This window comes from Ensifer adhaerens (assembly GCF_001270265.1).
Classification (GTDB): domain Bacteria; phylum Pseudomonadota; class Alphaproteobacteria; order Rhizobiales; family Rhizobiaceae; genus Ensifer; species Ensifer adhaerens_B.
Genome location: NZ_LGAP01000030.1, coordinates 24,810 through 46,523 on the forward strand (window position 1 = coordinate 24,810; position 21,714 = coordinate 46,523).

A 21,714-nucleotide genomic window follows, 5' to 3' on the forward strand; every position below is an offset into this window, starting at 1 on the left:
AAAACCATGCGAAGCGAACTCTATATCGACGGCAAGTGGACCGCCGCGTCCGACGGCAAGACGTTTGAAGTCGTCAACCCGGCAACGGAAGAGGTCATCCACCGGATCTCGGCAGCGACCGCCAAGGATGTCGACAGCGCCGTCAAGGCCGCTCGGCGTGCTTTCGACAGGGATGGCTGGCCGAAGCTGACCGGTGCCCAGCGCGCTCGATATCTACGTGCCATCGCGGCAGGCATCCGCGCCCGGCAGGCGGAAATCGCCCGCCTCGAGGTGCTCGACAATGGCAAGCCGCTCCCTGAAGCTGACTGGGACATCGCCGATGCAGCCGGCTGTTTCGATTTCTACGCGGGCCTTGCCGAACAACTCGACAACGATCCGGAAGAAGCGATTGCACTTGCGGACGATCGCTTCACTTCAAAGGCCGTGCGCGAACCGATCGGCGTCGCAGGCGCCATCATCCCGTGGAACTACCCGCTCCTCATGGCCTCATGGAAGGTCGCGCCGGCGCTTGCCGCCGGCTGTACTGTGGTGCTGAAGCCTGCCGAAGTGACCTCGCTGACGGCGCTGGAACTCGCAGCCATCGCTGACGAGATCGGCCTGCCACCGGGCGTGCTCAACATCGTCCCGGGAGCGGGTTCTGTCGCCGGCCAGGCGATCATCGACCACAGCCAAGTCGACAAACTCGCCTTTACCGGGTCCGGCCCTGTCGGCTCGAAGATCATGGCTGCAGCCGCTCGCGACATCAAGCGGGTCAGCCTCGAACTCGGCGGCAAGTCGCCCTTCGTCGTGTTCGACGATGCGGACATCGAAAAGGCGGTCGAGTGGATCCTGTTCGGCATCTTCTGGAACCAGGGTCAGGTCTGCTCGGCAACCTCGCGTGTTCTGGTGCAGGACGGGATCTATGGTGCGTTGCTGAAACGGCTGATCGAGGAGGCAAACAAGATCCGTATCGGTGACGGCCTTGACGAGGGCGTGCTGCTCGGCCCGCTCGTCTCGAAAAGGCAATATGAACAGGTTGTCGCAGCCATCGATGCCGCCAACTCGGCCGGCGCGACGGTCGCCTGCGGGGGCACGCGTCCGGAGGGTTTTGACAGGGGCTATTACTTGCGCCCCACGGTCCTCACCGATGTACCGCTCGACAGCGCCGCCTGGGTCGAGGAAATCTTCGGCCCGGTCGTCTGCGTGCGCCCCTTCAAGACGGAGGAGGAGGCGGTCGCACTTGCCAACGATACCCGCTTCGGCCTTGCAGCTGCCGTCATGTCCAGGGACGACACGCGCGCAGAGCGCGTGGCGAAGGCGTTCCGCGCCGGCATCGTCTGGATCAACTGCTCGCAGCCCACCTTCACCGAAGCGCCCTGGGGTGGCTACAAGGAATCCGGGATCGGCCGTGAACTCGGCCGCTGGGGTCTGAACAACTACCTGGAGACCAAGCAGATCACGAAATACATGAGCGAAGATCCCTGGGGCTGGTACATCAAGTAGGAGCCGGTGCGATGCGTTTCGAAAAGTCGCTGGAATTGCTACTCGTCCATTGCCAAGGCGAACTCGGACATGTGCTGGTGGGCGGCGCGCCGGAGCTGCCCGGCAGCACCATGCTCGACAAGATGAACCACATCAACGAGGTGGACGACAGCCTGCGCCGCTTCGTCACTTTCGAACCGCGCGCGCATGTTGCCATGTCGGTGAACCTCCTGCTCGCGCCGACGCGCGCCGATGCGGATGCCGGATTCATCGTGCTGCAGGCTGACCGCGCGCATCCGATGTCCGGCAGCAACTGCATCTGCGTCGTCACCGCCCTGCTTGAAAGCGGGCGCGTGGCAATACGGGAGCCGGAAACAATGGTGCGGCTCGATACGCCGGCCGGCCTGATCGTGGCGCGGGCGCGGTGCGAAAATGGGCGTTGCCTTTCGGTCAGCCTCGACAATGTGCCGAGCTTTGCGGAGCTGCTGGATCACGAGATCGACACGCCGCAATGGGGCCGCATCAAGGTCGATATCGCCTTCGGTGGTGTCTATTATGCACTGGTTGATGTGGAGCAGATCGGGCTTGCCATCGAGCCGGCGAATGCGCGGGCGCTCGCCGAAGCCGGCATCGAGCTCAAACGATTGCTGGTCGACCAGGTGAAGGTCCGGCACCCGACGCTGCCCGGTGTGGAGGGGATCGCCTACGTCATGTTCCGGGATCATGAGCCGGACGGGGCCGTGCGTACGTGCACGACGCTGCAGCCAGGTCGGGTCGATCGATCGCCCTGCGGCACGGGCAGCTCCGCCAATCTGGCGACACTCCATGCGCGTGGACTCCTGTCGGTAGGCGACACGCGCGTTTCGCGCTCGATTATTGGCGGGGAGTTTCGCGCCGAGGCCATCGGCGAAACGGAGGTCGGCAGCCGCAAGGCCGTGCTGCCGCGCATCACGGGTAGTGCATACGTCTATGGTCGCACGGAACTGCGCCTCGACCGGGAAGATCCATTCAAGGCCGGTTTTGCGCTGTCCGACACATGGGGCCCGCAGGTCAATCTTTTGAGATAGGGGGAGAGATGAACAGGTCACTGCAAGGGCAAACTGTTCTCGTTACCGGAGCCTCGGGCGGCATAGGCGCCGCCATCGTCGAGTGCCTTGCCGCCGAGGGCGCGCGCCCGATCATTCACTATGGGCGAGACAAGACAAGTGCCGAGGCCCTGCTTGCGCGCATCGGCGGCAACGGTCTGATCGTGCAGGCCGATCTTTCGGCAGCCGAAGGCGCCTTCGAACTGTGGGAGAGGGCCGTGGGTGCGGCGGGCCGCATTCACGCCCTCGTCAACAATGCGGGCACACGCACCGAGATTTCCATCGAGGCCCCGGCCGACGATTGGAAGGCTGCATGGCAAAGGGAGTTCCAGGTCAATGTCTTCGCTGCTGCCGATCTCTGCAAGGAAGCGATCCGGCATTTCAAAGCGCAAGGCGGTGGGCGGATCGTCAACATGGCGAGCCGTGCCGGGCAGCGCGGCTATGCCGCCGACGCCATGCCCTACGGCGCCACGAAGGCAGCTTTGGTGAACCTGACGAAGTCGATAGCACGCTCGTTCGGCGGCGATGGCGTGACCGCGGTTGCGATAGCGCCGGGCTGGGTGCGGACGGACATGGCCGAGGACTTCATCGCCGCGCACGGCAAACAGGCCGCCGTGGCCGATATTCCGATCGGCGAGATGGCGGCGCCGTGCGAAGTGGCCGAACTCGTCGCCTTCGTGCTGCGCCCCTCGCAGGCCTCGCTGAACGGCGCCACGCTCGACGTCAACGGCGGCAGCTATATCCGTTAATGCAAGGAGGAGATGTCCATGAAACGTTTTGAGCACAAGGTCGCCATCGTCACCGGTGCGGGCGGCGGCATCGGCTCCGCCATTGCCCGGCGTCTGGCGGAGGAGGGCGCGCTGGTCGTCGTGACCGACGTCAACGGCGAGGCCGCCGCACAGGTCGTCAGCGATATCGTGACGGGCGGCGGCAAGGCGAAAGCGATCGCCGCGGATATGGCGAAAAAAGACGCTTGCTTTGGTCTCATCGAACAGGCTTTCGCGCTTCAGGGCAGGATTGACGTGCTGGTCAACAATGCCGGCATCAACCGGCGCGGCAATCTCCTGTCGCTTTCCGACGAGGACTGGGATGTGAGCTTCACCGTCAACCTGGATTCGATGTTTCATCTGTGCCGCGCGGTCCTTCCCCACATGATCGCAGCCGGCGGCGGCGCCATCGTCAACACCGCCTCGCAATGGGGCCTTTATCCTGCCCCGAACCATATTGCCTACAACACAACGAAGGCGGCAGTGGCTGCGTTCACGCAGAACCTCGCCCGCGACTACGCGCCGGACAAGATCCGAGTCAATGCCGTGTGCCCCGGCGAGATACACACGCCGATGCTCGAGGCCGGTGTGAAACGCTCCGGCCGCACCATCGCCGACCTCGACAAACTCGTCCCCTTCGGCCGCATCGGCAAACCGGACGAGGTCGCCGCGCTGGTGGCGTTTCTGGCCTCCGAAGAAGCTGCTTTCATGTGCGGTTCGCTGGTGGAGATAACCGGCGCGCAGGCGGTGGGGTGACGGATAAAGGGGAGAGCGGATGGGCCAGCGGTTCAATGCTAAGATATCTCGCAACCCAGCCATCCGCGCCGAGGAGGCACCTGTCGGTAAGCAGCCGCGGCGCTTATGAAGGCGTGCTCGTTAAAACTGCCTCGCGGGCTGCTTCGGCGGCAGGCTTAGCGCATTCGGTCCGATGTTGAGGCCAATCTGCAGGCTGTCGGCGATACGCCTCGCGCGGTCGAGCAGGAAATTTGCCGCCTCACCGGCGCAATGTTCGAAGACGGTCGCTTCGAACATTACAAGCCAGTGCTGGAAGTGTTCGGGCGAGAGGTCGAGGCCCTGATGGACGACGTGCGGCTTCCCGCCGTAGCGCCCAGATCTCAGCGCAATGGATGACCAGAAGTCGACCAGCGTCGAAAGGTGCAGATCCCAATGCTCGCCGATGCGCGCGTTGAAGATCGGCCCGAGCAGGGGGGCGCGTCGGATGCGGCCGTAAAAGTCGTGAACGATCGCCTTGAGCAGTTCTTCGGATATGGTGGTGGGGAGCAGTGTCGCACTCATGATGTTTCCATCGATGCATTCTGATTGGGCATTCATTAGGCGACGGGAGCAACGCTGTAAATCCGTAGCCATGCGGCATCGTGTCGTGTTGGCCTGCGCCAAACCAAACTAGGCCTATCTTCCGCAGCTTGCGTTGGCGCAACGAGGAGACGACATCTCGAGCCTACCAAGGATCAAACAGGTTTCCCGCAGAGCTCCTCTCTGCATCGCTATCTGACGCAGCCAAGGTTCAAGAGATGATCAAGACAGAGACGAGGGATGCAACGTTGTGCGCCAGTGCGGTGGAGATCGCCGAGCTGTTTGCTGGCGCGCCATCGGCCGCCACTGATGGGCAATTGCTCGATCTCCTAGCGCATCGCCTCGAAGCGTCACGCGACCTTCTGCAGCGACCCGTCAACGGGCCACGGTTACAGTCGTCACCTTCGGCGACGACCTTCTGATGGCCGGAATCCGTATTGTTGTAATCTGTGAGCTCGCATGCCGTGATGACCCTGGTGATCAGGATGGATGCCCGCGCACCCTTATTCGTCACAACAGTCCTTCATCGGTGGAAACAGGCCTGAGATCCTTTTTTACGACCATTCGCTATTGCATTGGCTTGGCTGGTAGCGCGAAAATCGAAACCTCGAAGAGGGCGATCACCGGCGCTTTGCGCCTCATCGAGAGAGCCGCATCCTCAGGAAGAGCAGTCCGATGCTGACGTTGACAAACAGGCGAGTTTTACGTGTCGAGCGCGATGCCGGCGGTGATTTTTCCGTTCCGGCAGCAACGATGTCGTCAGCACTTCGCCTGCCGCCGACGGAGTTGAAGAACCGCCTGAGCCGCGGGGAAGTCAAAAGCCAGGTCGAGATCGGTCAAGGTGAGCACTCTGGAACATTCAGACTGACGTTGCGATGCGGCGGTCGCCTCTGGACCGCGACGGTTTCTGCCGACGGAATGGTGATGGACGAAGTTTTCTCGTTTGATCGCGAGCGTCTGGCCAGTTGGCGCCGCCGTCACGGTATCCACGGTTCGGGTCGCTGACGACCGCCAACGTCGCCTTGACTTCCGTTGCGCCCGGTTCCAGCGCCCCGAGACCGAAGCGTACCCGATTGCCCGTCTGACTCAAAATGTCGACGCCGAGATCTGCCCGTGTTTCGATCAAGCTGCTTATCTCTGTCGGTTGCATGAGGCAGAGGGCGGTCGACAATGCATCCGCGCTCACTGCGTCATCCGCAACAACGCCACGCGTTTATTCGAAGGCATGGGTCCAGAAGCGTTCGCCATTGGCGAGACGACCGATATTCTCTTCACCGCGCCGTCGGTGCTCGTGCCGCTACCAGACAATTTCGGCAGCGGTGCTCTGCGAATTCCTGATTGAGCGATACCTCACCTTTCCGAGCGCGAGCGCGAAGAGCATCTGCGTCAACGCGCTCAAGCCTTTGCAGCAGCGGCGATCCATTGTCTGCAGTGCATCTGTGCCAGAGCGGGCGGAAAAGCGGCAGTGGTCGCGATCTTGCCGAATTGAACTTGCGTTCCAACAAAGAACGCTCAGGTGAATTGCATAGCTTCTCACTTGATCAACGGGTCATGAATCGGTTTCGCGTCAACTTCTCTCGCGGATCATGGCCTCTCTGCATCAAGGAGAGCACATTTGACTAAACTGAACTTGGACACGACCGTGGGCGCGATCGCATGCGAACTTCCAGGTGCGGCGGAACTCTTCCGGCAGCATGGCATCGGCTTTTGTTGTGACGGCGATGTTTCGCTAGCGGATGCGGCGGTGGAAGTCGGGATTGTCGCGAGAGATCTGCTCGAGCGCCTTCAGGCGCTCGAGCAGGCGGCAAGGCGCGATGCGCCGGACGGCACAAACGAGCTTATCGCTCATATACTGGAGCGGTATCATCAAACACACCGAAATGACCTCGAATGGCTGATCCCGCTGGCGCAGAAAGTCGAGCACGTTCACGCTGCGCATCCGGACGCGCCACTCGGCCTTGCAAAGGCACTTGTCGATCTTCAAGACCAGCTTGTCCCCCATATGGCTCGCGAGGAGCTCGCCCTATTTCCGATGATGCGTAACGAGCCCGACCCGGATATCGAACACTTGATAGGCAGAATGCGAGACGATCATGTATGCGAAGGCGAAAGCCTCGCCACCATCGAGCATCTGACGCACGGCTTTACGCTTCCGGGCGATGCATGCCGTTCTTGGACGGCACTTTACGTTGGCCTTCGAAAATTTTCAGACGACCTGGTCACGCATATGCATCTGGAAAACAAGGTTCTGTTTCCTCGTTTCTCCTACCTTGGGGAAGATGAGGGCGCCGCGCCGCCCTCATGACGGCACCGTCAAGTTAACCGGTCATCGATCAAGATGTGGGATCTGGCGGCATGACCAGACTTGCCCGTGATCCTCTATGTCGTCGTCATCGACTTTCAGTGGACGTGATTGCCCATGCCGTTTGGCTGTATTTCCGGTCCCGCTCAGTCTGCGGATGGTCGAGGATATGCTGGCGGCCGTGGCATCCTAGTCTCTCACCAAACGGTGAGGCTCTGGGCGGAGAAATTCGGCAGGCATTTCGCCAAAGATATTCGGAAGCGATCGGCGGGCAGGCTCGGCGATAAATGGCACCTCGATGAGGCTATCATCACCATCGCCGGCAAGAAACATTGGCTGTGGCGCGCCGTCGACCAGGACGGCTTCGTGCTTGAGGTCCTGGTCCAGAGCCGTCGCAATGCCAGGGCTGCAAAGCGTTTGATGCGAAAGCTGCTCAAGAGCCAAGGGCACCCACCACGCGCCATGATCACCGACAAGCTCCGATCGTACTGTAGGTGGCTGACCGAGCGCGCCAGACGGTCGAGGCGCACGGCCACGAGGGTGTCGCCGGCGCCAATATCTCAGACAAGCTTTGCAAGGGCGGGACGAGCACGAGAGGCGCCGGAGCCGTGTTCCTGCACGATCGGAGCGCAACCGGCCGCGCGCAGCTTGATCTCTTGCGCTTCTGTCGCTTGCTCGTCTGTGGAGACGCGCGCATAGCCAATCAGGCGTCTAGTTCGGCGATGGTGATCGTGGACAGATAGAGGGTTTCGACTATTTGCGTGTCGATCCAGGTCAGCACGCTGGAATCTGGCTCGACCTTCCACAGCTCGGAAATCACGTTGGTATCGAGAACGATCAAAGCTCATCGGTTCGACCGGGATCTTGTCGCGTAGCTGGTTGAAGCGCTCCACTTCGGCATCGGTCAGCCCGCCCGCTTCGCGGGCAATGGACGTCAGTAATGCGCCGAGCTTTAAACGGCCTTCGGGCTTGGCGGCTTGTTCCAGAATGCTGCGGATTTCAGCTTCGGGGCTGCGGCCGTGCAGTGCCGCCCGGAAGCGGATGGCGCGATGCACCTCGTCTGGAACGTTGCGGATTGTGATGGATGGCATTGTTTTACATCCTCAAGTGTGATTGCGTTGCTCGCACAATTTCAAAACGCAATCAAATCGGCAACCTGAAGCAAGGTCGAATACGGCGGGTATCCCGCCACCATGACCCACGCATCGATGGGCGTGGAAGCGCGTAAAACTGCAGGGATCGGTGATGGGTTGCTGCGCATGTTCGTCGGGTTGGAGAGCGAGCGGGATCTGAGGGATGATCTTGCGGAAGCCCTCGCTGCGATTGCTTGATCTGCACAACGAACGGGCAATCTGCCCGGCCGCGTGCCGGATTTTCCTGCAAATCGTTCTCCTCGCATAGGTTCGAACGCGCCGAAGCCGGGGTGTTACCGGATGGCCCGGCTTTTGCTTTCCTCTGTCTGAAGCACGAACTCGAGGGTTGGGCAGACGATGTGGAATGGATTATTGCTATCCCTGTTGCTGAGCGTTTCGATGGGGTTCAGTTTCAAGGGAGTTACTTCCGGCTTGAGCGAACACGTTGAGGAGGTGCGCGGCAATGCGGTGCGGGCAACGGTCGCCACATCCGTCGGCTTGACCGCGCTCGGACTGGTGTTCAGCTATCAGGGTCTCTGGCTTGGCGTTGCGGCGGTGTTACTCGGAATCGGGCTTTCGTTCGTGGTTGCCAGACTGGTTTCGCAGACGGTCTCGCTCGTCATCTCGACTGTGGCTCTCTGCTTCTATTTGCAGCTAGGGGGACCGTTGGTTTCAACCGTTTGACCGCTGGCCGGAGAACCGGCGCAGGCCCGTCCACTGGCCTCATGTTCGCAACCGTGTCCGCAGTTCGGTGACGATCGCGTCCATGGCAATGTCGTGCCATTGCGGACGAATGCTCTCGATCTTCTGCCGTTCGAAACCCACTCCGATTACAAATGGTTTTGGCCTGAGAACGGCCAGCGTGCGGTCATAATAGCCGCCGCCGTAGCCCAGGCGAAAACCGTCCTTGTCGAAACCCACCACAGGTGCAACGACGACCGATGGTTCGACAGGCTGTCCGGCGGCCGGCACCGGGATGCCCCAGACGCCTCTTTCTAGCGGTTCGCCCGGTCGCCACGATCGAAAACTCAACGGCTGCGCTTTTGCAACAACGACCGGCAACAGACAGAGGGCTCCGCGTTCAACGAGCGCGTTCATCCAGGGGCGCAGGTCCGGTTCGCCACGAAACGGCCAGTAAAGAGCAATCGCCTTGCCCTCGACGTCAGGCACGAGTGGATCGATCGCCGCCTGGATCGCCTGTGTCCACACTGCGCGTTCCGCAGCAAGTGTGGCCCGTCTCGAATTGATCAGCGCTTGACGCAACTGTTTGCGCCATTCGTAGGTCGAGTTCGGTTTGGCCACTTCGAGACCCATATAGACAGGATCCACCTCGTTCATGAGACATGGCGGCGACGAATAGGTTGGCGGAATGTCGTCCTCATTGTTTCCGTTCATGATCGTCTGCCTTTCTCTTGATCCGGCGAAGTTTCGAAATCCAATTCCTGCGGCCGCCTTGATTGTCATTCCGATATCGAGAACAATAAGGCAGTTTCATTCTTCTTGCAGGCTAATAATGGATTTCACGAGTCTCGAAATCTTTCTGGCAGTCGCCGAGCATGCCAGCGTGACGCGGGCAGCCACTGCGGCGGGTCGCGCACCATCCAATGTGACGAACCGCGTTCGTGCCCTTGAGGAGGAACTCGGCGTCGAACTCTTCAGTCGCCAAGGCAAGAAGATGACCTTGACGCGCGATGGTCGAACGTTTCGGTCCTATGCCAGCCGTCTGCTCGCGCTAGGCAAGGAAGCGCGCGACGCGCTCAAGCCTTCGGCGATGCCCAACATGCTGCGAGTAGGCAGCATGGAAAGTACCGCCGCCACACGTCTGCCACTGGTACTGCAGGCATTCAATCTGGCCCATCCGGATATCGCCGTGCGATTGACAATGGGTTCGTCAGAGGAATTGACCCGGGCTGTCCTTGCCGAGGAAATCGACTGCGCCTTGATCGCACGGATGCCAGCCGACATTGTCGATGCACGGTCAGAGATGCTCGATGATCTTGATGCCGAGCCGATCTATGAGGAGGAGGTGCTCATCGTATTGCCCGCGTCCCACCCGCCGATCACGACGGTTGCCGACGTGCGGGTCACTTCCTTGGCAGCGCTTGAGCCCGGCTGCACCTATCGGCGCGTGGCGGAAACTTGGACCAGGCCAGCCGGGTCGATTAGGACCACGGAAGTCTCGTCCTACCACGCGATACTGGCAAGCGTCGCAGCCGGCGACGCGATCGGTGTGATGCCGAGATCCGTGTTTGATCTCATGGATTGGCCGGGTGCGGTCAGGATACACCCGTTGCGCGCTGTCCAGACACTGCTTGTCTGCCGCAAGGGCAGTCGCTCCCCGGCGGTCGAGATCCTGCATCAGGCGATGCTGGCCAATCCCGGCCCGTCCGCACGCTGATTTCTCGAACCAGCAATCGGCTATCTCGATTTCGAACGCGCCGCCAGTAACGGAAAACCCCATGGTCGATTCACCCAATATCATGCCGCCCGCAGGGCCGCCCCGGCGTTTCTTTGTGCCAATCCTTGCCGGAGCCACATTGCGCGAGCGTCTGCTCGGGTGCCTCGGGGCACTGGTTGGCATCCTGTTGACCGGTATGATTAGCGGCAGCTTTTTCGGCGCTGGTGCCAGCCTTCCGCTGATCGTGGCGCCCATGGGTGCATCCGCAGTCCTCCTGTTCGCTGTGCCGGCCAGTCCACTTGCTCAGCCCTGGTCAATCATCGGGGGCAATACGATCTCGGCATTTATCGGCGTCCTGTCAGCGATGCTTATACCGGACCCGCTAATTGCGACCGGTATCGGCGTCGCGCTTGCAATCGCTGCCATGTCGTTTGCCCGCTGCCTCCATCCGCCAGGCGGCGCTGCCGCCTTGACTGCGGTGCTTGGGGGTCCGGTCGTTGCAAATTGGGGCCTTTGGTTCCCCCTGGTGCCCGTTGCACTCAATTCGTGCCTGCTGGTTGCGCTCGGCGTCCTGTTTCACAAGCTCGCCAGACGCAACTACCCTCATGTCGCAGCGCCTGTTTCGAATGCCCATCAGACAGTTGACCCACCGTCTGATCGACGTGTCGGTTTTACGAGTGCTGACGTCGACGCGGCACTCGAGGCGCTCGAGGAGACTTTCGACATTAGTCGCGACGACCTCGATCGGCTGTTGCGGCAGGTGGAATTGCAAGCTGCGATCCGCGCGACACCAAATATTCTGTGCCGGGATATCATGTCGCGCGACGTCATCAGCGTGCGTGATGAAGACAACAGTGAATTGGCGCGCTCGCTTCTGCTCAAGCACAATGTTCGCATTCTGCCGGTCAAGGACGGGGAAGATCGGCTCGTGGGCACAGTTGGGCTGAGAGAGCTCTCACAAGCCGGTACGACGCTTTCCAACAGTCTCGCGGTGCCGGTAACCGCCGGTCCGCAGGACCGGGCCATGAGCCTTCTGCCTGCCTTGACGAGCGGCAGGATACACGCGGTCATCATCGTCGATGAAAACAGCCATGTCCTGGGGCTAATCTCTCAGACCGATCTGTTAGCTGCGGCCGCTAGAGCGATTTTTGAAAGCAAGGTTGCCGACGAGGACGCGGCGTAATCGACAACGCACGGCGATGGCACATCCTCATGGCTGGTGTCCCGGCGACCGTCCTATCTTCCCACTCTCCTCAGCGTGCAAACGCTGCCGCCAGATCGGATGGCGCAGGTCCGGCATCCCCCGGGCATCCTTGGTGTGGGCACCCTCCACTGGTCCATGTCTTTTGGTTGAACGCTGGCAGGAGCTTGTCAGTTATTTAAATAAACCTGTTATACAGATTTGACAAGTTTGCGCGCATCTGTCTAAGTATGTGTCATACAGGATGGCGGGGAGCCGGCCATTTTCGCATACCGGAGGAACAATGATCATCACCGACGTCGACGTGCGGGTCTTCCGCACGACCACGCGCCGCCATTCTGATAGTGCCGGTCACGCACATCCAGGCCCGCCGCATCAGGTCGAGCAAGCAATGCTGACCGTTCGCACGGAAGATGGTCAGGAAGGGCACTCCTTTACCGCGCCGGAAATCGTTCGACCGCATCTGATCGAGAAGTTCGTGAAGAAGGTTCTCGTCGGTGAGGACCATCGCGATCGTGAACGGCTGTGGCAGGATCTTGCTCACTGGCAGCGCGGGTCGGCCGCGCAACTTACCGATCGTACGCTTGCGGTTGTCGATTGTGCTTTGTGGGATCTTGCAGGAAGAACACTCAATCAACCTGTATACAAGTTGATCGGCGGTTACCGCGACAAGGTGCTGGCCTATGGCTCCATCATGTGCGGTGATGAGTTGGAGAATGGCCTGGCGACACCGGAGGATTACGGTCGTTTCGCCGAGACGTTGGTCAAGCGCGGTTACAAGGGCATCAAGCTACACACCTGGATGCCGCCCGTCAGTTGGGCGCCTGACGTGAAGATGGACATCAAGGCCTGTGCCGCCGTGCGCGAAGCGGTAGGGCCGGATATCCGCCTGATGATCGACGCCTTCCACTGGTATTCCCGCACGGATGCGCTCGAACTCGGGCGTGGCCTTGAAAAGCTCTGCTTCGACTGGATCGAGGAGCCGATGGATGAGCAGTCGCTCTCTTCCTACAAGTGGCTTGCGGACAATCTCGACATCCCCGTGGTCGGCCCGGAAAGCGCTGCGGGCAAGCATTGGCATCGCGCCGAGTGGATCAAGGCCGGCGCCTGCGACATACTGCGCACCGGCGTCAACGACGTCGGTGGCATCACGCCTGCGCTCAAGACCATGCATCTCGCTGAGGCCTTCGGGATGGAATGCGAGGTGCACGGCAACACTGCGATGAACCTGCATGTGGTGGCTGCCACCAAGAACTGCCGCTGGTACGAGCGCGGCCTGCTGCATCCGTTCCTCGAATATGACGACGGCCACGATTACCTGAAGTCGCTCTCCGATCCAATGGACCGGGACGGGTACGTCCATGTGCCAGATCGGCCAGGTCTCGGCGAGGACATCGATTTCGACTTCATCGAGAACAACCGCGTGCGGTGACGAGCGAGGTAATTGGGCAATGAAGACAGTTCTCGCCTTCGGCGACAGTCTGACATGGGGTGCGGATCCGGCGACAGGTCTGCGCCATCCCCCCGAAAGTCGCTGGCCGGAAGTTCTCAGCCGGGAACTTGGCGGCTCGGCAAAGATCGTATCGGAAGGGCTCGGCGGGCGCACCCCCTGCTATGACGACCATGCCGGACCCGCCTGCCGGAATGGCGCCAAGGCGTTGGAGGTGGCGCTTGCCAGCCACATGCCGCTCGATCTCGTGATCGTCATGCTCGGAACCAACGACATCAAGCCGGTGCACGGTGGGCGCGCCGAGGGAGCGGTTTCCGGCATGCGCCGCCTGGCGCAGATCGTAGACACCTTTCCTTACAAACCGAGCGGGGCGAAGCCGAAGGTCCTGATCGTCGCACCGCCGCCATGTTCGCCCGGCCCAGGCGGGTACCCGGCGGCGGGGCGAAGCGTGGCGGAATCCGAGCGGCTTTCCCCGCTTTACCGCAAGCTCGCCTGCGAACTCGGCCACGCGTTCTTCGATGCTGGCGCAGTCGCTCGCGGCTCTGAGATCGACGGTGTGCATTTGGAAGCGGCCGCGACTGCAGCCATCGGCCGCGCACTCGCAGCCCCCGTCGGCGCAATTCTTGGCTGATCCGTTTCAACGCTTGCGGAGGAGCAGGCGGGCGGATCGTGGAACTGGTAGGCCACAATCCGCAGGGATGGCCGCAAAAGGAGGAAGTATGAGACACTTTTTCATAAGAGCCGCGCTCGGCGCGCTTCTCGCCACGGCCGCGCCGATCGGCGTGCTCGCCGAGACACCGGCCGACCAACTCGTCGTCGCCACGACCATGAGCAACATTCTGACGCTCGATCCCGCGGCCATCACCGGCCGCGAGACCGTGCAAGTGCTCAACAACATCTACGACACGCTGGTCATCCTTTCGCCGCAGGACCGTAGCGTCCAGCCGCGCCTTGCCGAGCGCTGGGAGATCGCCGAGGATCGCAAGTCGATCCGCTTTCACCTGCGTGGTGATGCGAAATTTGCTTCCGGCAATCCCGTTACGGCCGGCGATGTTGCCTGGAGCCTGAAGCGTCTGCTTGCCCGCAACCTGGCGCAGTCGTCCTTCCTCAAGACACGCGGCTTCACGCTCGAGGATGCCGACAAGGCGCTTGTAGCCGAAGACGATCGCACCTTCGTCATTAACTCGCCGAAGCCCGATGACCCGAACCTGCTGCTGATGATCCTGGGGCAGAATGGTCCCGGGTCCATTCTGGACAGCAAGACGGCACTCGAGAACGAAAAGGACGGCGACCTCGGTGCGGCATGGCTGACGCTGAACTCTGCCGGCTCGGGTCCTTTCACACTGACGCAGTGGAAGTCGAACGAATACATCATCCTGACGAGGAACGACGAGTATTGGGGCGAAAAGGCCGCGATGAAGCGCGTTCTGATGCGCCATCTGCCGGAATCCCAGTCGCAGCGGTTGCTGCTGGAAAAAGGCGACATCGATGTTGCCTATTCCCTTCAGGCGCCGGATCTCAAGTCGCTGGAGGCCGACAAGGCGATTACCATCGCATCGACGCCGGGGTCGGGCTTCTACTATCTCAGCGTGTCGATGAAGGATGAGCGCTTCGCCAACAAAAAGGTACGCGAGGCGCTGCGTTACCTTATCGACTATGAAGGCCTCGACAAGGCAGTCATGCCCTATTACGGCAAGCTGCATCAACGGCCGCTGTCGACCGGCGTTATCGGCGCGCTCCCGGATCAGGGCTATAAGCTGGACGTGGAAAAGGCAAAGGCGCTGCTCGCCGAAGCCGGCTATCCCGACGGGTTTAAAACCACGCTCAGGGTCCTTTCCGAAGACCCGTTCATGAAGGCGGCGACCGCGATCCAGAACACGCTCGGCCAGGCCGGTATCCAGGCGGAGCTCATCAGCGGTTCGGGTGATCAGATCTATGGTGCAATGCGCGAACGAAACTTCGAGTTGCTGCTTGGTCGCGGTGGCGGCGGTCAGCAACCGCATCCGGACAATAACCTGCGCTCCATCGCCTACAATCCCGACAATTCCGACGATGCGAAGCTTACCAACTACCAGAGCTGGCGTACCAGCTTCCACGACGAAAAGTTGAACAAGCTGATCGAGGAGGCGCTGGTCGAGCGCGATCCCGCCAAGCAGGCCAAGCTTTATGAAGGCGTGCAGGCCTACATGGACGAGATCGTCATGTCGATCCAGCCGTTCTCGGAAGTGGTCGATACGGCTGCGTTCCGAAGCGATGTGAAGGGCATGATCGTCAGTCCCTGGCTTTCCCGCTTCGAGGGCGTCGCCAAGGAGCGTTGATCCTTCCTGGTGTTCTCAGCGAGTACGCAACAGGCGCGTGGCAACACGCGCCTTTTCACGTTCGCGAGGCAAAAGCTGCGACAGCAACCCGAACCGGCACCTCGTCGGCACACCGGAGAACAAAGATCGCCGCCGTCATCAGCGAGAGCGAACATGTCCACGGAGCGCCGCTGCGCGCTCGTCTCTGGCTTCACAATTACAGTCCGCAGGGGAAACGAACGGCGCGTCGAATTCACGTCAGGCGTCATTCTGCGCACTTGCGACAAGTCGACGTGAGAAGGACAGACGCACAAGGTGGGCCTCTTGGGGCGCGCTCCGCAATGCCGAGAGGATGCTGGCTTGGGGCGCACGTCAAATACCGTGGCACAGCCCCGGAGCTCGAGGGTACCAGTCAAAGGGATCCGTCGACCCGCACCGCGTTGACGGCAGTCGTTTTGCAAGATCGCGTCGCTAGCCGTTTCGGCGCAGACGCCAGTGCTAGACTTCGTTCGTCGTTCGGGTTGGGCCGCGTGATCCAGCAAGCGCGCCGCGATCTCTGCCTTGGGAGCGGGGACAAAGTTGCCGCAAACGCGGCCGCTTCTGGTCACTTCACGTATCAGCGACAGGTCGTTGGATTGACCGGGACGTCAAAAAGCGCCTTGGAGCTTCAAGGGCGCTTCGTCAAGATTACCAGACCTCGAACTGTGTGAGGTCGATCAATGTGCGCTTTCATATTCAAGCGAGGCGCCGATGAGCTCTCGGGCATAAGGGTGGGTAGCGCCGTTTGCAGGGATCGCTTCGCGTGGCAGCACTTCGGTGATCTCGCCGTGCAGCATGACGGCAAACCGGTCGCACATGTGGTCGACCACGGCCAGATCGTGCGTCACCATGATGTAGGTGAAACCGCGCTCTTCGCGCAGGCGCTGAAGCAGGTTCAGGATCTCTGCCTGCACCGAGACATCGAGCGCCGACGTGGGCTCGTCCAGAAGCAGGAGCGATGGCTCCAGGATGAGCGCCCGGGCGATGGCGACCCGCTGCCGCTGGCCACCGGAAAGCTGGTGTGGAAAGCGATCGAGGAAGGAAACGGGCAGGCCGACATCGGTGATCGCCTTGCGCATGCGCTCTTCGCGGTCGCCGAGCCTATGGATTGCGAGGGGCTCGCTGAGCACGGTGCGCACCGACTGGCGCGGATGCAGCGAGCCGTACGGATCCTGGAACACCATCTGCAGCGTGCGGCAGCGCTCGATAAGCGGCATCTCGCGTACCGGCTTGCCGTCGATGAGAATGTCGCCGGTCCAGATGTCGGTCAGCATCGAGATGCAGCGCAACACGGTGGACTTGCCCGAGCCGCTTTCGCCGACGAGGCCGAAGCATTCGCCGGGACCGACCGAGAAGCTGACACTCGGCAGGACCCTGACGGCGGCAGGGCCGGCGCCGAAGGTGATGGACACATCGCGAGTTTCGACGGAAACGGACATCAGGCTTTCTCCTCCAGCCATTCGAGTTGGCGGTCGAGCACGGCGAGGGGTGCACGCCCGCCGCCGATCCGCGGTTGAGCTGCCAACAGGCCGCGCGTATAGGGGTGTTCGGCCCTGTCGAGGTCACGGGCGGCGAGTGTTTCGACCACGCGACCCGCATACATGATGAGCACGCGGTCGCAGAAATTGCGCACGAGGTTCAGGTCGTGACTGATCATGATGAGGCCGATGCCACGGTCGCGCACGAGGCCGTCGAGGATGTTCAGCACTTGAAGCCGGACGGTAACGTCGAGCGCGGAGGTGGGTTCGTCGGCGATGACAAGGTCCGGGTCCGCCAGCAGCATCATGGCGATCATCACACGCTGGCCCATGCCGCCGGATATTTCATGCGGATATTGGTCATAGACGCGCTCCGGGTCCCGAATCTTGACCGCTTCCAGCATAGCGAGCGCCTTGTCACGAGCCTCTGCCTTCGAGCACCTGAAGTGGCGCAGATAGGTCTCTGCCACCTGGTCGCCGACGCGGCGGATCGGGTTGAGCGAGAATTTTGGATCCTGAAGGATCATCGACATGCGCCGGCCGCGGACTTTCAGCATCTCTTTTTCGGAGAGCGTCAGGAGATCGAGCTCTCCAAAGCGCAGCTTGTCGGCCGTGATCGTCGCGCCGGGCAGCAGACGCAACAGGGCACGCCCGACGGTGGACTTGCCGGAGCCGGATTCGCCGACGATACCCAGCCGTTCCCGGCCAAGGGTGAAGGAGACCCCACGTACGGCTTCGGCCGAAGCGCCGCCATAGCGGATACGGAGATTGTCGACCTCGAGAATGGGCTTTTCCATCGGGCCTACCTCCGGTTCATCTGCTTGGGATCGAGCGCATCGCGCAAGCCATCGCCGAGCAGGTTGAATGCGAGGCTGACTGACAGGATGGCGATGCCGGGGAAGGTGACGAGCCACCAGCTGTCCAGCATGTAGCGGCGACCGGTCGCGATCATCGCGCCCCATTCGGGCAGCGGCGGCTGGGCGCCGAGGCCGAGGAAACCGAGGCCGGCGGCCGTGAGGATGACGGTCGCCATGTTGAGCGTCAGACGGATGAGGACCGAGGGCAGGCACATGGGCATGATCGACTTAACGATGATGCGCGCCGGCGATGCGCCCTGCAGCCTGGCGGCGGAGATGTAGTCCGCTTTGCGGAAAGTCATTGCCTCTGCCCGGGCGAGCCGGGCGATCGGCGGCCAGGAGGTGAGCGCAATGGCGACAATGGCGTTGTTGAGGCTTGGGCCAAGCGCTGCAACGAAGGCGAGCGAGAGAATGAGGCTCGGGAACGACAGAAAAATGTCGGTAATGCGCATCATCACTGTATCGACCTTGCCGCCCAGATAACCGGCGGTGGTACCGATGATGAGGCCGATGGGGCCGACGACAACCGACACGAGGAAGATGATCGTCAGCGTGATGCGGGCGCCCCAGACGAGACGGCTGAAAATGTCGCGGCCAAGCTCGTCGGTGCCGAAGAGGTGTCCATTGCCCGGTGCCTGCAGCGTCAGGGCAAGGTCCTGCGCATAGGGATCGTGGGTGGCGATCAACGGCGCGAAGGCAGCGACCAGGATGAGCAGCGCCAGGACTGCGAGGCCGAATGTCGAGGTCGGACTTTTCAGCAGGAAGAGCACGATGTTCTTCAGTGCAAGGAGCGGAGCCGGCAGACGGAAGGTGGTTTCGGTGCGGGTAGACATCAGCGCGTCCTTGGATCGAAGATGCGGTAGAGAACATCGGACAGGAGATTGAGGCCGATGAAGATGACGCCGACGATCAGCACGCAGGTCATGACGGCATTCATATCGCCGGTGATGAGGTTGTTGGTCAGGTACTGGCCGAAGCCCGGCCAAGCAAAGACGGTCTCGATCAGGACTGCACCTTCGAGCAGCGAACCGTAGGCAAGAGCGATGATGGTAACGAGCTGGACGCGGATGTTGACGAAGGCGTGCTGCCAGATCGTCTGGTTGCGCGAAAGCCCCTTCACCCTGGCTGTCGTCACGTACTCCTGGCCGAGTTGGTCGAGCATGAAGCTGCGGGTCATGCGGGTGATGTAGGCGGAGGACGAATAGCCAAGCAGCGCCGCCGGCAGGATGATGTGGTTTACCGCCGACCAGAAGACATCCATTTCGCCGGCGATCAGGCTGTCGATCAAGAGGAAACCGGTGCGCTCCTCAACCAGACCGATATAGAACTGGTCCATTCGCCCGCTGCCGCCGACCAGTCCGAGGTGGGCGTAAAAGACGATAAGCGCGATCATACCCGTCCAGAAAATCGGCATCGAATGGCCGAAGAGGCTGAAGACGCGCACGACATGGTCCGGCCAGCGGTCCTTGTTGACGGCTGCAAAGACGCCGAGCGGCACGCCGAGGCCGGCGCCGATGAGAATGGCGAACGTGGCGAGTTCGATGGTCGCCGGCATGACATGCAGAATATCCTGGATGACGGGCTGGCCGGTACGGATCGAGGTGCCGAAATTGCCCGTGAAGACGTCGCCGAGGTAATAGGCGAACTGTTCCCAGAGCGGACGGTCAAGACCGAGCGAGCGATACACCTGCTCATAGGTTTCACGGGTCGCATCTTCGCCGATAATGGCGCGGACAGGATCGGCGGGCATCAGCCGCCCGATAAAGAAAGTCAGGAGAAGCAGGCCGAGCAGCGTGACCGCGATGGTCCCGACCTGCCCGGCCGCGCCGTAGAAGCGTATGCGACGGTGTGACATGGTTCCTCCGTTTGTCATTCGCCAGACGGTGAGGCGGTACAGGCTCCTATCCTGTATGACAACTTAATGAAACCTGTCACAGGTTGTTGATGCTGTCAAGGCAATCCGCTCAGAGGAAGTCATCCCGCCTTGGCGTAAAGCAGTCGATCAGCTCTCCCGCCTCCAGGCATTGGCAGCCGTGCTCGGTGTTGCCCGGGATGACCAGACTGTCGCCAGCTTTCAAATCATAGGCTTCGCCACCGCGGAAAAAACGAAAGCGGCCGCGTGCGACATAAGTGGATTGCACGTGCGGATGACTATGCAGCCTGCCTTCGGCGCCGCTTTCGAAGCGGAAGGACACGACCATGATCTCCGGCGAGTGAGAAAGCACCTGCCGGGTGATGCCCGTGTCGGTTGGGGTGATGGGAAAGGCGGGAAGGGTCATGGAGGCCTCGTTAATGATGTATGACATCATTAACATACATGTACTTATATCTGTATGACAAGCTACGACAGATTTATATCTTCGGGAGCCAGGGTGCGTGAGCGCAGCAGTACCTTGTAGCGATCGAGACTGCCGCGAAGATGGGCACGCATACGCTCGCGTGCTGCCTCGGCATTGCCTTCGATGATGGCATCGACGATCAGGGCGTGCTCCTCCTGAAGGTGGAGGTTGTAGTCTTTCGGGCGCGAGCCGGGGGCCGAGCCTTGCAGCTCGCCGCGCGGGATGATGCCGGATCGGATCAGCTGGAGAAATTCGGGAAAGCGGCGATTTTGCGTGGCTTCCGCGATGGCGAGATGCAGCTCGAAATCCGCATCTCGGGTCGGGCTTCCGGCAGCCAGGCACTCGCCGACGTGATGGTGGGCCTCAAGGATCGCTTCAATCTGTGCGGCGGAGCGGCGCGACGCGGCAAGTCCCGCCGATTCCACCTCGAAGACCGTCCTGAGTTCCAGAAGCTCGATCACCGAAGAAATCCGTTCGGTGGTCAGATCCTTGAACGGCTGTTTCTTGCCCTCTGAGGTCTCGAGCGCGAAGATGCCCGCACCCTTGCGTGCCTCCACCAGGCCGTCGGCTCGAAGGATTGCGATCGCCTCGCGCACCACGGTACGGCTGACGGAATACTCGCGGGTCAGCGCGCTTTCGCTCGGAAGCCGGTCGCCGGGTTTGAATACGCCATCGGCCAGCTCGCGACGCAGGTCGGTGCTGATTTTCGCGGCCAGCGACGTGCCTCTGGCGTGATTGTTCTCGGCTTCCATTTCTGTTCCACCTGCATTGAACCTGTCTGGCATGTTATCGGTTATCTGTCCGAATGCAAGGGAGGGCTGTCTTGACCTGTACTCAGCGAGATGTTCGCAGTATGGCGCGATAGCGCGCCTGGCTGTTCTTCAGGTGAGCGCGCATGGCGGCGCGAGCCGCCGTTTCGTCGCCATTCTGAATGGCAACGAGGATTGCTTCATGTTCCTCCACGAGCCGCTCGATATCGGCCGGGGGGAGAGCCGTCTCCTCGCCGCTCTCGGTCACCGCGCGACGGGGTATTAGCGTCGGGCCGAGCATCTGCAGGAATTCGCCGAAGCGCGGATTGTTGGTCGCCTGGGCAATTGCGATGTGAAAGGCGAAATCGGCTTCAGCGCTCGGTCGGCCTTCGGCCGAACTCGTGCGGAAAGCGTCGAGGGCTTCGATGATCTTTTCTTCCTGCCCCGGCGAGCGCCGCAGCGCGGCAAGGCCCGCAGCATCGCCCTCAACCGCCGTTCGAAGTTCGAGCATCTCGATCAGCGACGACACGCGGGCAAGGTCGACATTCTGAAACGGACGGCGTTCGGTCAGGGCAGGGTCGAGAACAAAGACGCCCGCGCCTTGGCGCGGCTCCACCAGGCCGTCGGATCGAAGGGCGGCGATCGCCTCGCGCACGACCGTGCGGCTTACGCCGAATTCCTGCGTCAGCTGGGCTTCCGAGGGAAGCCGGTCGCCCGGCCTGTGATGGCCCTTGGAAATGCGCGCGCGAAGCGCATCTGCGACCTTTACCACCAGCGTCGTGGCCTGCTGGGGAGCCGTATCTTGTGCGGTCGCTTTTGTCATGCACTTAGCCATTCGGTGAGT

24 protein-coding genes and 3 pseudogenes are annotated in these 21,714 nt (G+C 61.4%); 16 read left to right on the top strand and 11 right to left on the bottom strand.

Annotated features, from left to right (window positions below; translation table 11 throughout):
- Positions 1-6: 6 nt before the first annotated feature.
- Genes AC244_RS28475 through AC244_RS28490 form a run of 4 tightly spaced genes read left to right on the top strand, consistent with a single transcriptional unit; the run spans position 7 to position 4,069 of the window.
- The gene (locus tag AC244_RS28475) at positions 7-1,482 is read left to right on the top strand and encodes an aldehyde dehydrogenase family protein (protein ID WP_053252192.1); all 1,476 of its coding nucleotides are present in this window, start codon (positions 7-9) and stop codon (positions 1,480-1,482) included.
- Between the two features lie 11 nt (positions 1,483-1,493).
- Positions 1,494-2,528, top strand: a complete 1,035-nt coding sequence (locus AC244_RS28480; RefSeq protein ID WP_053252193.1) for a proline racemase family protein — start codon at positions 1,494-1,496, stop codon at positions 2,526-2,528.
- 8 nt (positions 2,529-2,536) lie between these two features.
- Positions 2,537-3,295 carry an SDR family NAD(P)-dependent oxidoreductase gene (locus AC244_RS28485; protein ID WP_053252194.1) on the top strand — a complete coding sequence of 253 codons (759 nt, stop codon included), beginning with the start codon at positions 2,537-2,539 and terminating at the stop codon, positions 3,293-3,295.
- Between the two features lie 18 nt (positions 3,296-3,313).
- Positions 3,314-4,069: an SDR family NAD(P)-dependent oxidoreductase gene (locus tag AC244_RS28490; protein ID WP_053252195.1), complete on the top strand. Its 756-nt coding sequence runs from the start codon at positions 3,314-3,316 to the stop codon at positions 4,067-4,069.
- A gap of 120 nt (positions 4,070-4,189) precedes the next feature.
- Here the strand turns inward: AC244_RS28490 and AC244_RS28495 are convergent, their stop codons facing one another.
- A complete protein-coding gene (locus tag AC244_RS28495) occupies positions 4,190-4,609 on the bottom strand; it encodes a group III truncated hemoglobin (protein WP_053252196.1) in 420 nt (139 codons plus the stop codon).
- 236 nt (positions 4,610-4,845) lie between these two features.
- Here AC244_RS28495 and AC244_RS36810 point away from each other — a divergent pair, with 236 nt between their 5' ends.
- The 5 genes and pseudogenes from AC244_RS36810 to AC244_RS35785 all read left to right on the top strand — a co-directional run.
- Positions 4,846-5,049 carry a hypothetical protein gene (locus tag AC244_RS36810; RefSeq protein WP_152976144.1) on the top strand — a complete coding sequence of 68 codons (204 nt, stop codon included), beginning with the start codon at positions 4,846-4,848 and terminating at the stop codon, positions 5,047-5,049.
- Positions 5,050-5,380: 331 nt separating this feature from the next.
- Positions 5,381-5,632: a DUF6522 family protein gene (locus AC244_RS38945; RefSeq protein ID WP_414735961.1), complete on the top strand. Its 252-nt coding sequence runs from the start codon at positions 5,381-5,383 to the stop codon at positions 5,630-5,632.
- The gene (locus AC244_RS36815; protein WP_152976145.1) at positions 5,571-5,969 is read left to right on the top strand and encodes a hypothetical protein; all 399 of its coding nucleotides are present in this window, start codon (positions 5,571-5,573) and stop codon (positions 5,967-5,969) included. Before AC244_RS38945 ends, AC244_RS36815 begins: the two co-directional genes overlap by 62 nt.
- Before the next feature lie 273 nt (positions 5,970-6,242).
- Entirely contained in the window at positions 6,243-6,932 is a 690-nt protein-coding gene (gene ric, locus AC244_RS28505) for an iron-sulfur cluster repair di-iron protein (RefSeq protein ID WP_053252198.1), read from the top strand.
- 50 nt (positions 6,933-6,982) lie between these two features.
- Positions 6,983-7,418 (top strand): annotated as a pseudogene (locus AC244_RS35785) (IS6 family transposase); the annotation flags it as partial.
- Positions 7,419-7,420: 2 nt separating this feature from the next.
- Here AC244_RS35785 and AC244_RS36820 read toward each other — a convergent pair.
- Positions 7,421-7,636, bottom strand: a pseudogene (locus tag AC244_RS36820) (recombinase family protein); the annotation flags it as partial.
- A gap of 129 nt (positions 7,637-7,765) precedes the next feature.
- Positions 7,766-8,020 (bottom strand): annotated as a pseudogene (locus AC244_RS36830) (FitA-like ribbon-helix-helix domain-containing protein); the annotation flags it as partial.
- A gap of 102 nt (positions 8,021-8,122) precedes the next feature.
- Between AC244_RS36830 and AC244_RS35795 the strand changes: the two are divergent.
- Together AC244_RS35795 and AC244_RS28520 are read left to right on the top strand one after the other, a co-directional pair.
- Positions 8,123-8,260, top strand: coding sequence for a PLP-dependent transferase (locus AC244_RS35795; protein ID WP_082367225.1), 138 nt, complete (start codon positions 8,123-8,125; stop codon positions 8,258-8,260).
- A gap of 234 nt (positions 8,261-8,494) precedes the next feature.
- Positions 8,495-8,746, top strand: coding sequence for a hypothetical protein (locus tag AC244_RS28520; protein WP_152976146.1), 252 nt, complete (start codon positions 8,495-8,497; stop codon positions 8,744-8,746).
- Positions 8,747-8,785: 39 nt separating this feature from the next.
- Here the strand turns inward: AC244_RS28520 and AC244_RS28525 are convergent, their stop codons facing one another.
- Positions 8,786-9,457, bottom strand: coding sequence for a 5-formyltetrahydrofolate cyclo-ligase (locus AC244_RS28525; RefSeq protein ID WP_053252257.1), 672 nt, complete (start codon positions 9,455-9,457; stop codon positions 8,786-8,788).
- 118 nt (positions 9,458-9,575) lie between these two features.
- Between AC244_RS28525 and AC244_RS28530 the strand changes: the two genes are divergently transcribed.
- From AC244_RS28530 to AC244_RS28550, 5 genes are all read left to right on the top strand, one after another.
- Positions 9,576-10,460: a LysR substrate-binding domain-containing protein gene (locus tag AC244_RS28530; protein ID WP_053252202.1), complete on the top strand. Its 885-nt coding sequence runs from the start codon at positions 9,576-9,578 to the stop codon at positions 10,458-10,460.
- Between the two features lie 61 nt (positions 10,461-10,521).
- Positions 10,522-11,643 carry an HPP family protein gene (locus tag AC244_RS28535; protein ID WP_053252203.1) on the top strand — a complete coding sequence of 374 codons (1,122 nt, stop codon included), beginning with the start codon at positions 10,522-10,524 and terminating at the stop codon, positions 11,641-11,643.
- Positions 11,644-11,944: 301 nt separating this feature from the next.
- Entirely contained in the window at positions 11,945-13,093 is a 1,149-nt protein-coding gene (locus AC244_RS28540) for a mandelate racemase family protein (RefSeq protein ID WP_053252204.1), read from the top strand.
- A 19-nt stretch (positions 13,094-13,112) separates the two neighbouring features.
- Positions 13,113-13,742 carry an SGNH/GDSL hydrolase family protein gene (locus AC244_RS28545; protein ID WP_053252205.1) on the top strand — a complete coding sequence of 210 codons (630 nt, stop codon included), beginning with the start codon at positions 13,113-13,115 and terminating at the stop codon, positions 13,740-13,742.
- A gap of 88 nt (positions 13,743-13,830) precedes the next feature.
- On the top strand, positions 13,831-15,429 hold the full coding sequence (locus AC244_RS28550; protein ID WP_053252206.1) for an ABC transporter substrate-binding protein: 1,599 nt from the start codon (positions 13,831-13,833) through the stop codon (positions 15,427-15,429).
- Between the two features lie 695 nt (positions 15,430-16,124).
- On the opposite strand, the gene AC244_RS28555 is transcribed toward AC244_RS28550, so the two are convergent.
- From AC244_RS28555 to AC244_RS28585, 7 genes are all read right to left on the bottom strand, one after another.
- Positions 16,125-16,886, bottom strand: coding sequence for an ABC transporter ATP-binding protein (locus tag AC244_RS28555; protein ID WP_053252207.1), 762 nt, complete (start codon positions 16,884-16,886; stop codon positions 16,125-16,127).
- Positions 16,886-17,722 (bottom strand): ABC transporter ATP-binding protein, encoded by an 837-nt coding sequence (locus AC244_RS28560; protein ID WP_053252208.1) that lies wholly within the window; start codon positions 17,720-17,722, stop codon positions 16,886-16,888. Before AC244_RS28560 ends, AC244_RS28555 begins: the two co-directional genes overlap by 1 nt.
- 5 nt (positions 17,723-17,727) lie before the next feature.
- On the bottom strand, positions 17,728-18,615 hold the full coding sequence (locus tag AC244_RS28565) for an ABC transporter permease (protein ID WP_053252209.1): 888 nt from the start codon (positions 18,613-18,615) through the stop codon (positions 17,728-17,730).
- Entirely contained in the window at positions 18,615-19,637 is a 1,023-nt protein-coding gene (locus AC244_RS28570; protein ID WP_053252210.1) for an ABC transporter permease, read from the bottom strand. The genes AC244_RS28565 and AC244_RS28570 overlap by 1 nt, the downstream gene beginning before the upstream one ends.
- Positions 19,638-19,746: 109 nt before the next feature.
- Entirely contained in the window at positions 19,747-20,061 is a 315-nt protein-coding gene (locus tag AC244_RS28575) for a cupin domain-containing protein (protein ID WP_053252211.1), read from the bottom strand.
- A gap of 62 nt (positions 20,062-20,123) precedes the next feature.
- Entirely contained in the window at positions 20,124-20,873 is a 750-nt protein-coding gene (locus AC244_RS28580; RefSeq protein WP_053252212.1) for a FadR/GntR family transcriptional regulator, read from the bottom strand.
- A gap of 82 nt (positions 20,874-20,955) precedes the next feature.
- A complete protein-coding gene (locus tag AC244_RS28585) occupies positions 20,956-21,693 on the bottom strand; it encodes a FadR/GntR family transcriptional regulator (RefSeq protein WP_053252213.1) in 738 nt (245 codons plus the stop codon).
- Positions 21,694-21,714 lie beyond the last annotated feature (21 nt).

Bases quoted from the DNA above. Each gene is read 5' to 3' on its own strand.
- AC244_RS35795 (WP_082367225.1), top strand. From the start codon at position 8,123: ATGACCCACGCATCGATGGGCGTGGAAGCGCGTAAAACTGCAGGGATC.
- AC244_RS28475 (WP_053252192.1), top strand. From the start codon at position 7: ATGCGAAGCGAACTCTATATCGACGGCAAGTGGACCGCCGCGTCCGAC.
- AC244_RS28480 (WP_053252193.1), top strand. From the start codon at position 1,494: ATGCGTTTCGAAAAGTCGCTGGAATTGCTACTCGTCCATTGCCAAGGC.
- AC244_RS28530 (WP_053252202.1), top strand. From the start codon at position 9,576: ATGGATTTCACGAGTCTCGAAATCTTTCTGGCAGTCGCCGAGCATGCC.
- AC244_RS28490 (WP_053252195.1), top strand. From the start codon at position 3,314: ATGAAACGTTTTGAGCACAAGGTCGCCATCGTCACCGGTGCGGGCGGC.
- AC244_RS28495 (WP_053252196.1), bottom strand. From the start codon at position 4,609: ATGAGTGCGACACTGCTCCCCACCACCATATCCGAAGAACTGCTCAAG.
- AC244_RS36810 (WP_152976144.1), top strand. From the start codon at position 4,846: ATGATCAAGACAGAGACGAGGGATGCAACGTTGTGCGCCAGTGCGGTG.
- AC244_RS28555 (WP_053252207.1), bottom strand. From the start codon at position 16,886: ATGTCCGTTTCCGTCGAAACTCGCGATGTGTCCATCACCTTCGGCGCC.
- AC244_RS28540 (WP_053252204.1), top strand. From the start codon at position 11,945: ATGATCATCACCGACGTCGACGTGCGGGTCTTCCGCACGACCACGCGC.
- AC244_RS28560 (WP_053252208.1), bottom strand. From the start codon at position 17,722: ATGGAAAAGCCCATTCTCGAGGTCGACAATCTCCGTATCCGCTATGGC.
- AC244_RS28545 (WP_053252205.1), top strand. From the start codon at position 13,113: ATGAAGACAGTTCTCGCCTTCGGCGACAGTCTGACATGGGGTGCGGAT.
- AC244_RS38945 (WP_414735961.1), top strand. From the start codon at position 5,381: ATGTCGTCAGCACTTCGCCTGCCGCCGACGGAGTTGAAGAACCGCCTG.
- AC244_RS28570 (WP_053252210.1), bottom strand. From the start codon at position 19,637: ATGTCACACCGTCGCATACGCTTCTACGGCGCGGCCGGGCAGGTCGGG.
- AC244_RS28575 (WP_053252211.1), bottom strand. From the start codon at position 20,061: ATGACCCTTCCCGCCTTTCCCATCACCCCAACCGACACGGGCATCACC.
- AC244_RS28565 (WP_053252209.1), bottom strand. From the start codon at position 18,615: ATGTCTACCCGCACCGAAACCACCTTCCGTCTGCCGGCTCCGCTCCTT.
- AC244_RS28585 (WP_053252213.1), bottom strand. From the start codon at position 21,693: ATGACAAAAGCGACCGCACAAGATACGGCTCCCCAGCAGGCCACGACG.
- AC244_RS28580 (WP_053252212.1), bottom strand. From the start codon at position 20,873: ATGGAAGCCGAGAACAATCACGCCAGAGGCACGTCGCTGGCCGCGAAA.
- AC244_RS28485 (WP_053252194.1), top strand. From the start codon at position 2,537: ATGAACAGGTCACTGCAAGGGCAAACTGTTCTCGTTACCGGAGCCTCG.
- AC244_RS28550 (WP_053252206.1), top strand. From the start codon at position 13,831: ATGAGACACTTTTTCATAAGAGCCGCGCTCGGCGCGCTTCTCGCCACG.
- AC244_RS28525 (WP_053252257.1), bottom strand. From the start codon at position 9,457: ATGAACGGAAACAATGAGGACGACATTCCGCCAACCTATTCGTCGCCG.
- AC244_RS28535 (WP_053252203.1), top strand. From the start codon at position 10,522: ATGGTCGATTCACCCAATATCATGCCGCCCGCAGGGCCGCCCCGGCGT.